8 protein-coding genes are annotated in these 11,216 nt (G+C 60.2%); 1 reads left to right on the plus strand and 7 read right to left on the minus strand.

From position 1 onward, the window contains the following. Nucleotides 1-45: 45 nt before the first annotated feature. Together AC07U5_RS02505 and epmA are read right to left on the minus strand one after the other, a co-directional pair. Nucleotides 46-1,098 (minus strand): lysine-2,3-aminomutase-like protein, encoded by a 1,053-nt coding sequence (locus AC07U5_RS02505; RefSeq protein ID WP_494722203.1) that lies wholly within the window; start codon nt 1,096-1,098, stop codon nt 46-48. Next, a complete protein-coding gene (gene epmA / locus AC07U5_RS02510) occupies nt 1,095-2,159 on the minus strand; it encodes an EF-P lysine aminoacylase EpmA (protein WP_494722204.1) in 1,065 nt (354 codons plus the stop codon). Before epmA ends, AC07U5_RS02505 begins: the two co-directional genes overlap by 4 nt. A 248-nt stretch (nt 2,160-2,407) precedes the next feature. On the opposite strand from epmA, the gene efp reads away from it, so the two are divergent. Continuing rightward, nucleotides 2,408-2,977 carry an elongation factor P gene (gene efp / locus AC07U5_RS02515; protein WP_062424820.1) on the plus strand — a complete coding sequence of 190 codons (570 nt, stop codon included), beginning with the start codon at nt 2,408-2,410 and terminating at the stop codon, nt 2,975-2,977. A 420-nt stretch (nt 2,978-3,397) separates the two neighbouring features. Here efp and AC07U5_RS02520 read toward each other — a convergent pair whose 3' ends face one another. The 5 genes from AC07U5_RS02520 to AC07U5_RS02540 form a co-directional block, all read right to left on the minus strand. Beyond that, nucleotides 3,398-4,846 (minus strand): efflux transporter outer membrane subunit, encoded by a 1,449-nt coding sequence (locus AC07U5_RS02520; protein ID WP_111851104.1) that lies wholly within the window; start codon nt 4,844-4,846, stop codon nt 3,398-3,400. 145 nt (nt 4,847-4,991) lie between these two features. After that, nucleotides 4,992-8,078, minus strand: coding sequence for an efflux RND transporter permease subunit (locus AC07U5_RS02525; protein WP_062424818.1), 3,087 nt, complete (start codon nt 8,076-8,078; stop codon nt 4,992-4,994). Nucleotides 8,079-8,135: 57 nt separating this feature from the next. Then, entirely contained in the window at nt 8,136-9,335 is a 1,200-nt protein-coding gene (locus tag AC07U5_RS02530; RefSeq protein WP_062444253.1) for an efflux RND transporter periplasmic adaptor subunit, read from the minus strand. A gap of 187 nt (nt 9,336-9,522) precedes the next feature. Continuing rightward, nucleotides 9,523-10,182, minus strand: a complete 660-nt coding sequence (locus AC07U5_RS02535) for a TetR family transcriptional regulator (RefSeq protein WP_494722205.1) — start codon at nt 10,180-10,182, stop codon at nt 9,523-9,525. A 2-nt stretch (nt 10,183-10,184) separates the two neighbouring features. Next, a complete protein-coding gene (locus tag AC07U5_RS02540; RefSeq protein ID WP_494722206.1) occupies nt 10,185-11,135 on the minus strand; it encodes a phosphoribosylaminoimidazolesuccinocarboxamide synthase in 951 nt (316 codons plus the stop codon). Nucleotides 11,136-11,216: the final 81 nt, after the last annotated feature.

The raw sequence follows: 11,216 nt of genomic DNA on the forward strand, positions 1-11,216 counted from the left end.
TGGTTGTGCCAAAGCGCCGGAAACACCGCAGATTTCGTCCCGAACTTAATCTGCCGAGGGCGGGTAGAGGTGATCGTTCCCGTTGAAATCGGAGACCGCGTAACAACCCTCGGCCTGTTTCGTCGCCGCATTCTGACCGATGACGGCTTTTCCATGGCCGCCTGGAATATCCAGCACGTAGGTGGGCTGGCAAAGACCCGACACATGACCGCGCAGGGCCGACACGATCCGCTGGCCTTCTTCGATGCTCAGCCGAAAGTGGCTGGTGCCGGGGGCGAGGTCGGGGTGATGCAGGTAATAGGGCTTGATGCGGTTTTCGACGAAGCTGCGCATCAGCTCTGCCAGCACGGCCGGATCGTCATTGATGCCCTTCAGCAGCACCGTCTGGCTGACCATGGCAATGCCGGCATCCACCAGTCTTGCGCAGGCGGCGCACGCTTCGTGCGTCATCTCGCGCGGATGGTTGGAATGCAGCGCCACATAGGTCGTCTTGCCGCTGGCCTTGAGTGCGGCAATCAGATCGGCATCGATCTTCTGCGGATCGACCACCGGCACGCGGGTGTGGAAGCGCACGATCTTCACATGCGGAATGGCGCTCAAGCCTTCCATGATCGTTTGCAGACGGCGGGGTGAGAGGACCAGCGGATCGCCGCCGGTGAGGATAACTTCCCAGATCTCCGGGCGGGAGGAGATATAGTCGAAGGCGACGGTAAGCTCTTCCGGGCTCATCATGCCATTGCCCTGCGGGCCGACCATTTCACGGCGGAAGCAGAAGCGGCAATAGACTGGGCAGACATGTACGGCCTTCAACAGCACCCGGTCGGGATAGCGATGGACGATGCCCGGCACGGGACTATGGGCCTCGTCGCCGATCGGATCGGCGCGTTCCTCGTTCGTCTGATAAAGCTCGGCCTCATCCGGGATAAACTGCAGGCCGATCGGGTCTTGTGGATCGGCTGGATCGATCAGCCTGGCCACGCTTGCCGTCAGCGCCACGGCATAACGTTCCGCCACCGGACGCACCCGCTCCAGTGCCGCCTGGTCGATGAGGCCTGCGTCGTGAAGATCGTCAGCCGATTTCAGCGCGCGTGTCGTCATGATCCATAGACCGCGACAGGCGCCCACATGACGAGGTCAATTCTCGGCGCGCCGGTTGCCAGCATCACCAGCCGGTCGAAACCAAGCGCGATGCCGCTGGCTGGCGGCATGATGGTCAGCGCTGCCAGAAGCTCTTCATCGATCGGGTAGGTCTCGCCATAGATGCGGCTCTTTTCCTGCATCTCGATCTCGAATCGGCGACGCTGCTCTTCGGCATCGGTCAACTCGCCAAAGGCATTGGCAAGCTCCACGCCGCAGGCGTAAAGCTCGAAGCGTTCGGCCACGCGAGCATCGCGCGGCGAGCGCCGGGCAAGGGCTGCTTCGCTGACCGGATATTCGTCCAGGATCGTTGCGCGGCCGAAGCCAAGTTCAGGCTCGACCTTCTCGACGATGATGCGGCTGAAGATATCGGCCCAGCTATCATCCTCCGCCGTGCGGATGCCGGAGGCCTTTGCCAGCCGGTCCAGATGATCGCGGTCGTTCTCGCCATTGGCCGACACTGTTGCCAGTAGGTCGATTGATGCATAGCGCTGGAAGGCCTCGGCGACGCTGAGCCGCTCGGGCGCGAGAAACGGGTCCATCTCGCCGCCGCGATAGGCAAAGCGCCTGGTCTTTGCCGTTTCGGCGGCCAGCGCCAGAAGATCGGCGCTATCGGCCATCAGGCTCTCATAGGTCTCGCCTGCGCGGTACCATTCCAGCATGGTGAATTCGGGGTGGTGCAGCGGCCCGCGCTCGCGGTTGCGATAGACATGGGCAAAGCAGGCAATGCGCGTTTCACCGGCGGCCAGCAGTTTCTTGCAGGCAAATTCCGGCGATGTGTGCAGGTAAAGGGGCGCGTTCTCGCCACTCGTGGTAATGCCGGTCGTGGCAAAAGCATGCAGATGCGCCTCGTTGCCGGGCGAAATCTGCAAAGTGGCGGTATCAACCTCGATGAAATCGCGATCGGCAAAGAAGTCGCGGAAGGCGCGCTGGATGGCGTTGCGACCCATCAGAAAGGGGCGGCGGTCCATATGGACGTCCGGCTGCCACCAGGATGAGGTTGTGTCTGCGCGCGTGCTCATCTGCCCGTCTGTCCGCTGTCTCTCTTGACCAAGGTGCGTGGCAACGCTGCCTAATCCACCGGTTGAATGTCTGTTTCAGCGCCACCCGTTTGAAAACCATATGACAGTTTTCGCTTCGCGTGTCTGAAAGGCTGGCAATTCTCCCGGAATTAAGGTAGTTGCGCCCCAGAAAACAGACAAAACGTCCATCGGGTCAGTGCAGCCGCGCCGTCCTTACGACGCATTTCATTGAGTTACAAGGAAATCATATGGTCAAGGTCATCGCCTCATCCGTCCGCAAGGGCAATGTTCTCGAAGTCGAGGGGAAGCTCTACGTCGTGCTCACGGCCAATAACTTCCACCCCGGCAAGGGCACGCCCGTGACCCAGGTGGACATGCGCCGCATCGTCGACGGCGTGAAGGTATCCGAGCGCTGGCGCACGACCGAGCAGGTCGAGCGCGCTTTCGTCGAAGACCTGAACTTCCAGTTCCTCTATGAGGATGGCGAAGGCTTCCACTTCATGAACCCGGAAAACTACGACCAGGTGGTCGTCGATGCCGAGACCATGGGCGACCAGAAGGCCTACCTTCAGGAAGGCATGACCTGCGTTCTCTCCATCCACGAAGGCCTGCCGCTCGCCATCGAGCTGCCGCGCCACGTGACGCTCGAAATCGTCGAGACCGAGCCGGTCGTCAAGGGCCAGACGGCATCCTCTTCCTACAAGCCGGCGATCCTCTCCAACGGCATCCGCGTCATGGTCCCGCCGCATATCGACGCCGGTGTGCGCGTCGTCGTTGCCACGGAAGACAACTCCTACGTCGAGCGCGCCAAGAACTAAGCGCGATCGGACGTTTTTGATTGAGAAGCCTCGGAGCGATCCGGGGCTTTTTTTGTTTTTTGGGGAAAGGTTTTCTCTTTCCGTGACCCCACTTCGGCTCATTCGGTCGCCCGCTGAGACGTACCGCACCCCCCCTCTGTCCTGCCGGACATCTCCCCCTCAAGGGGGGAGATCGAACTGGTGCACCGTCTTGCCCCAAACTGCGGTGAGCGGTGAGATGTGAAATGCAAAGAGTGCCCGTTGCCGATCTCCCCCCCCTTGAGGGGGAGATGCCCGGCAGGGCAGAGGGGGGTGAGCCGCAAAGGCTTCGCCAGCCAGCGCTGCTGAAGCACACACTACCTCGTGACCTGAGCCCCCGCACAAACAAAAATCCCGCAGCCAGGGCCGCGGGATTTCAAAAACACCGGTATGGTGAGGTCCTTACATGCCCTTCGGCACGTTGGACGCCACCTTGACGGCTGCAACCGAGTTTGGCGATCCCACGGCATAGCCGCCACCGAGTGCGACGCTGAGCGCCACGTAGTCCTGCGCGGCCTGCTGAACGGCGGTTGCGAGGTTTGCCTGGGCGTCGGAGACGTTGCGCTGTGCGTCGAGAACGTCGAGCAGCGAGGAGGCGCCGTCGCGGTAGCTGGCGGTCGCAAGCGAGAGGGCTTCCTTGTAGGAATCGACCGTCTTGCGGTAGGCGTTGACCGTCTGCTGGTCGCGGTTGAGCGCCGTCAGGGCGTTTTCGACTTCTTCCACCGCGCTTAGCACGGTCGACTTCCAGGCGAGGTACTGTTCGCGGGCAACCGACTTCTGGATGTCGACGCCTGCGCGCAGGGCACCGCCGTCGAGGATCGGCAGCGTGATGGTCGGACCGAAGCCCCAGCCATTGGACGTGCCGCGTGCGCCACCGCTGATGCGGGTGTAGCTTGGCGTGATCGAGCCGCTCAGCGTAATGCTTGGGAAGAGCTGCGCTTCGGCAACACCGATATTGGCAACGGCTGCGGCCAGCTGACGCTCGGCTGCGCGGATGTCCGGACGGTTGCGGATCAGATCCGCAGGAATACCGGTGCGCGGAACGGCGCGGGCAACAGGCTGGCGTGCGCCGCGCTGCAGTTCGACGACCAGCGAATCAGCCGGCATGCCAAGCAGGGTGGCGATGCGGTGTGCTGCGCGGCGGTAGTTGGTCTCAAGCGTCGGCATCTGCGCCAGCGTCGAGTTGACCAGACCTTCGGACTGGACGACATCGAGACGCGAGGCAGCACCGGCTTCCAGCTGCAGCTTGGTCAGATCCAGCGTCTCGCGGCGCGACCCGAGGTTCTGGCGGGCAATCGCAAGACGCTCCTGGTAGTAGCGCACGTCGATATAGGCAGAGGCTACCGAGGAGATCAGCGTCAGGCGCTGAACGTCAGCCGTTGCATAAGCGGCATCAAGCGAGGCGGCAGCGCTTTCCTTTTCGCGGCGGTAACGACCGAAGAGGTCAAGCAGCCATGACACGTTGAAGGCGTTGCTGGTGGTGTTGCTGACCCGTTCATTGGTGCTCGGGAAGCTGCCTTTGCTGCCGGAGGTTTCATGACGGAAGGTCGAGCCGAGCTGTGGGAGCGAACCAGCGCCCGCTACTGTGATGTTCGATTCGGCCTGGTTGATGCGCTCGATCGCCTGCAGAACGGTCAGGTTCTGCGACAGGCCGGTCGAAACATAGCCGTTCAGGCGGCTGTCATTGAATGCGGTCCACCATGCGACCGTGGCAATGTCGCCATTGCTGGTCTTGCTGCCTTCGGAGAACTTGGCTGGCAATTGGGTTTCCGGCGCCTTGTGGTCAGGGCCGACAACGCAGCCTGAAAGCAGGAGCAGCGTCAGAGGAATGGTCGCACGAAGTGACAGCATATGGTTATCCCGGTTTGTGTAGCGCACTGGGCGCTCCTCAGTCGAAGCGAGCGTCGCGTTGCTGTTTGCTGAAGGAGGTGCAGCTTTCGAATCTGCCATACTTCTATCAGCCTCGATTTGCATTGCTAGCATATTTCAACGGTTGTTAACGTTTAGAAAGCCGCCTGATAATGACGAAGAAGGACGGTACGAAGAAAATTCCGAGCAGTGTTGCAGAAAGCATACCACCCAATACCCCAATACCGATCGCATTCTGCGCCGCGGAGCCTGCGCCGCTTGCAATGGCGAGCGGCACGACGCCCAGAATGAAGGCGAGCGATGTCATGATAATGGGGCGAAGGCGAAGCTTTGCCGCTTCCAAGGTTGCCTCGAGCAAGCTCAATCCATGTTCCTGCCTCTCCTTTGCAAACTCGACAATGAGGATGGCGTTCTTGGCTGCAAGACCGATCGTGGTCAGCAGTCCCACCTTGAAATAGACGTCGTTGGACTGGCCGAAGAAATGCGCGGCGGTGACCGCACCCAGAACACCCACCGGCACGGCCAGAATGACCGAGAAGGGGATCGACCAGCTTTCGTAAAGGGCTGCCAGGCAGAGGAAGACGATCAGGACCGACAGCGCATAAAGCAGCGGCGCCTGCGAACCCGACAGGCGTTCCTGGTAGGAAATGCCCTGCCAGGCCACGGTGTAGCCACCGGGCAAGCTGGCCGTCAGCCGTTCCATCTCGTTCATCGCATCACCGGAGGCAACGCCTGGGCCTGCTGCGCCATCGAGCGAAATGGCGCTCGTGCCGTTGAAGCGCGCAAGGGTCGGTGCGGCATTCTGCCAACTGATTGTGCTGAAGGAGGAGAAGGGCACCATCTCGCCACTGGCATTGCGGGCATACCAGTGCTTCAGATCGTCCGGCTGCATGCGATAGGGCGCGTCACCCTGCACATAGACCGGCTTCAATTCGCCATTCAGCGTGAAGTCGTTGACATCGCGACCAGCAAAGATCGTCGAGAGCATCAGGTTGACCGAGGCGAGATCGACGCCCATCGCGCCCATCTTCTCCTTGTCGAGATCGATCTTCATCTGCGATTCGGCATCGCGGCTGTTGGAGCGCAGCGAGCTAATATTCGGATTGCCGTTGGCAAGCTGGATCAATTCCTTCGAAGCGTTGGTCAGTGCGGTCGTGCCGTTACGGCCGCTATCCACCAGATACATGGAGAAGCCGCTGGAGGTGCCGAGACCCTGGATCGCGGGAGGAAGAAGCGGGAAGACCTGCGCATCGCGGAAGGACAGGAACGTGCCCATGGCGCGCTGCACGATGGCTGCGGCATGTGCTTCCGGTGCGGTGCGCTCCGTGAAGTCCTTGAGCTTGGTGAAGACCATGGCGTTGTTCTGGCCGGAGCCGCCGAAGCTGAAGCCCAGCACGCCGAAGACGGATTCGACATTGGCGGCTTCCTTCTCGCGGAAGTAGCTTTCCACCTGCTTCACCACCTCGTTGGTGCGCTCCGTCGTGGCGCCTGTCGGCAGCTGCACGATGGTTAGCAGTACGCCCTGGTCTTCCTGCGGCAGGAAGGAGCTTGGAAGGCGGGTAAAGAACCAGGCGCAACCGCCAACCACGATGAGGAACAGAATGGTGACGCGAACCGGGCGCTTCAGCAGATGGCCGATGCTGCCGACATAGCCATCGGTGGTGCGGCCGAAATTGCGGTTGAACCAGGCCGCCGGGCCACGTTCCTTCTTGGCATGGACCGGCTTCAACATTGTGGCGCAGAGCGCCGGCGTCAGCACGATGGCGACGACGGCAGAGAGCAGCATTGCCGAAACGATGGTGATGGAGAACTGACGGTAGATGATGCCTGTCGAGCCGCCGAAGAAGGCCATGGGAATGAAGACGGCTGTCAACACAAGCGCGATGCCGATGATCGCACCGGTGATTTCGCCCATCGACTTTTCCGTCGCCTCGACCGGAGAAAGACCTTCCTCCGACATGATGCGCTCGACGTTTTCGACGACGACGATCGCGTCATCCACCAGAAGACCGATGGCAAGCACCATGGCGAACATGGTGAGCGTATTGATCGAATAGCCGGTCAGTGCCAGCACGCCGAAGGTGCCGAGCAGAACCACGGGCACGGCGATCATCGGAATGAAGGTGGCGCGCAGGTTCTGCAGGAAGACGAGCAGAACGACGAAGACCAGCACGATGGCTTCGATCAGCGTGTGGACGACCTTTTCGATCGAGAGCTTGACGAAGGGTGTGGTGTCATAGGGATATTCGATCACCACGCCTTCCGGCAGCGAGCCTGCGACGCTCGTCAGCGCATCCTTGACGCGGGCTGCAGTATCGAGCGCGTTCGCGCCAGTCGCAAGGTTCACCGCGAAGCCTGCGGACGGGCGACCGTTGGAGCGGGAATCCCCGCCATAGCTTTCCTGGCCGATTTCCACGCGCGCCACATCGCTGAGGCGAACCGTGGCACCGTCCTTTTCGACCTTAAGGATGATGGATTCGAAATCGGAAACCGTGGTCAGCTGGCTTTGCGCCGTGACAGTGACGTTCAGCTGCTGGCCCTTGACCGCGGGCTGTGCGCCGAGCGAACCGACCGAGACCTGGGTGTTCTGGCTTTCGATCGCGCTCGTCACGTCGGCGGTCGTCAACTGATACTTGTTCAGCTTGTAGGGATCGAGCCACACACGCATGGCGTATTCGGAGCCGAAGACGTTGATGCTGCCAACACCTTCCAGGCGCTTGATCTGGTCTTCGACGCGGGTGGAAAAGACGTCGCCCAGATTGGCCGAGGTCCGCTTGCCGTCGGTGGAGATCAGCGCGCCGACCATCAGGATCGACGAGGTGGAGCGGCTGACTTCGATGCCCTGCTGCTGCACCACATCGGGAAGCTGCGACTGAACGAGCTGAAGCTTGTTCTGCACCTGGACCTGGGCAATATCCGGCATGATGCTGGTGCCGAAGGTGAGTGTGACGGTCGCGCTGCCGGTGGAGGACGTCGACGTCATATAGGTGAGATCGTCGAGGCCGGTCATTCCGTCTTCGATGATGGTCGTCACCGATTTTTCCACGGTCTCCGCACTCGCACCATTATAGGAGGCGCTGATGCGCACCGTCGTCGGGGCGATATCCGGATATTGCGAAATCGACAGGGTGAAGATCGCCAAGACGCCGCCAAGCATGATGACGATGGCAATGACCCAGGCAAAGACAGGGCGCTTGATAAAGAAATGAGCCATCTGGACTGCGCCTTATGTGAATTGAACAGTTGAGCCGGACATGGGGGTCATGCCGACTTACTTGGCAGGCGCAGCAGGTTGAGCCTGCTTTTGCGGAACCACGATACCGCGATCGTCGATGGTCGCTTCGACAGGCGCAATCGTCGCGCCATCGGTGATCCACTGGAAGCCGTCGACGATCAGCTTATCGCCGTCCTTGACGTTTTCCGTCACCAGCCACGCATTGCCGGACTGACGGCTGGTGGGGAAGGTGCGGGTTTCCACCTTGTTCTCCGCGCCGACGAACTTTGCGGTCAGCTCGCCATTGGCATTTCGCGTTGCCGCTCTCTGGGGAATAAGGAAGCCCTTTTCCTTACCGATGGCGAGCGTGGCGCGCACATACATGCCTGGCAGAATGAGGTCGTTCGGATTGTCGAAAAGCGCGCGGATGGAAAAGGTGCCGGTGGTTTCGCTGACTGCCTTGTCGGACATGTCGATCTTGCCGTCCTGCTTGTATTCCGTGCCGTCTTCCAGCGTCAGATGGATGCCGGCCTTTTTCTCGCCGCTGCCGATAGTGCCGGCTGCGATCGCATCGCGCAGGCGCAGCAGATTTGCGCTCGATTCGATCAGGTCGATATAGATGGGGTCGATGCGGCGAAGCGTCGTCAGCGCCGTCGTCTGGTTGGCGGTCACCACATTGCCGACGGTGACATTGGTGAAGGAGACGATGCCGTCAAATGGCGCGCGCACCTTGGTCAGGTCGAGATTGATCTGCGCCGTCTCAAGCGCTGCGCGTGCCTGCGCCACATCGGCCTGCGCCTGGGCAAGCGTCGTTCGGGCATTTTCCAATTCAATCTGCGTCGCACCGCTGTTGACGAGGCGCTCGTAGCGGACGAAGTTCGCCTGTGCGGCTGGAATGCTCGCTTCCGCCTTGGCAAGGGTCGCCTTGGCCTGCGCGACTTCCGCCCCATAGGTATCGTCATCGATCTGATAGAGAACGGTGCCCTGCTTGACCTCGCTGCCTTCCTTATAGGGAATCTCGCGAATGATACCGGACACGCGCGGGCGGATATCGGCGCTCTGATAGGCGCTGGCACGACCGGGCAGTACGGTGGTCAGCGGGCTTTCGCTCTCCTTCAGGGTGATGACGCTGACGGGCGAGGGCGGGCGCTTTGCCTGCTGGGCGCCGGCATCCTTGCCATCGCCGCTGTCGCTGCAGCCCGAAAGGACGCCTGTCATGAGAACCGTTGCTAGAAGGGCTTGAAGGCGTCGGGTCATCAATTTTCTCATATTGGAGTATGAAGGAATAGGGCTGCGGTCGATCGATCTTTTAAAAAAACGTCAGCCGCTCGTGTCGTGCAAAGCGGCATTTTACTTCATCTCGTTCAAAGGCCTGGACGACGCGCATATACCGTCAAATCAGGGCAAGACTGAAAATGCTGGAAGTGACGTAAATTTAAAACCGTCACTTTTCAAGAGTGTATTTCAGCGAACGGTCAATCAGCATAACCACATCCTCGCACCGTGTTGCCAAAATGCCAACATCTTCGCGGGAAATCAGCAAAGGATGCAGCACGCAGGACAGAACGGTCAATGCGAGCCCGGCTTCCTTGATTGGGTCTGCCGCGCGGTAGACACCCTGTTCGATGCCATCGCCGATAATGGTGGCGAATTGCTGCGTCAGCACCTGATGGTAATGGGCGCCGCAGGAGAGCTCGCGCTTCGAGGTCTGCAGGAAGACGTCGATCATATAGGGATTGTCGGTCAGGTCGTTGCGATGGTTTTGCATCAGCGTGCGAACCAGCGTCAGCATCCGATCGTGCGGGGTGTGGGTATCGTCGAGAAGATGCATCTTCTCTTTGAACACACCGATGCGTTGGAGCATGATGGCATCGACCAAGGCGATCTTGGAATGAAAGTGCTTGAACACGTTGGCCGGTGACATGCCAAGTGCCGCGGCGATATCGGCGATGGCGACGGCCGAGAAGCCCCGCTCACGGAACAGCCGGTCGGTCATTGCCAGAATATCGCGGCGGGTTTCCTCGCCGGAACGCCGCGGGCGGGTGGCTTTCTTCACCACCGCCTCGCTGATCTTTTTCGAATTGCTATCGGCAACCTTGGTCACAGTCAGGCTCCGGGGAAATAGGGCTCCAGGTTCCGTCTCACTCTGTCGAGCGGTGATGCCTCTTCGTTATTGGGCTTGAAGGTCTGCCCGGTAATGCGCTCATAGGCCTCCATATAGACACGAGACGTTTGCAGAACCAGTTCCTCCGGGATTTGCGGAATCTCATCCTTATAGGGATCGCAGCGCTCGGCAACCCAGGCGCGGACGAAATCCTTGTCGAAGCTGACCGGGCGTGCGCCGGTCTCGAAGGCGTGCTGATAGCTGTCTGCCATCCAGTAGCGGCTGCTATCGGGCGTGTGGATCTCGTCGGCCAGAATGATCGTGCCGTTTTCGTCGGTGCCAAACTCATACTTTGTGTCGACCAGAATGAGGCCGCGTTTTGCCGCAACTTCCTGGCCGCGCTTGAAGAGCGCCAGCGCATAGGTGGAGAGCGTCTGCCACTGCTCGTCGGTCAGAAGCTTCTTCTCGACGATTTCGGCTGGCGTCAGCGGCTCGTCATGTCCGCCATCGAATTCCTTGCTGGTGGGCGTGATGATCGGCTCTGGCAGTTCCTGGTTGTCTTTCATACCGTCGGGGAAGGTCACGCCATACATGCTGCGCTCACCCTTCTTATAGAGAGTGAGGATGGAGGTGCCGGTCGTGCCTGCCAGATAACCGCGAACGACGATCTCGACGGGCAGGATGGTGAGCCGCTTGCCGATGACGACATTGGGGTCGGGATAGGAGACGACGTGGTTGGGGCAGATGTCCTTGGTTTCTTCGAACCAGTAATGCGCGGTTTCGGTCAGCACCTGTCCCTTATAGGGAATACAGGTGAGGATACGGTCGAAAGCACTCAGCCTGTCGGTAGAGATGATGATCCGGTTGCCGTCCGGAAGATCGTAATTCTCGCGGACCTTGCCACGATAATAGTTGGGGAGTTCAGGGATGACGGCTTCTTTCAGGATACGCACGGGCTTTCCTATCTCTGCAAATATCGCTGGACCGGCCATAGTCGATGGCGCGACGGTAAAACAACCCTATCCGATGTTGCG

This window comes from Agrobacterium sp. GW821-FHT02D03 (assembly GCF_059421725.1).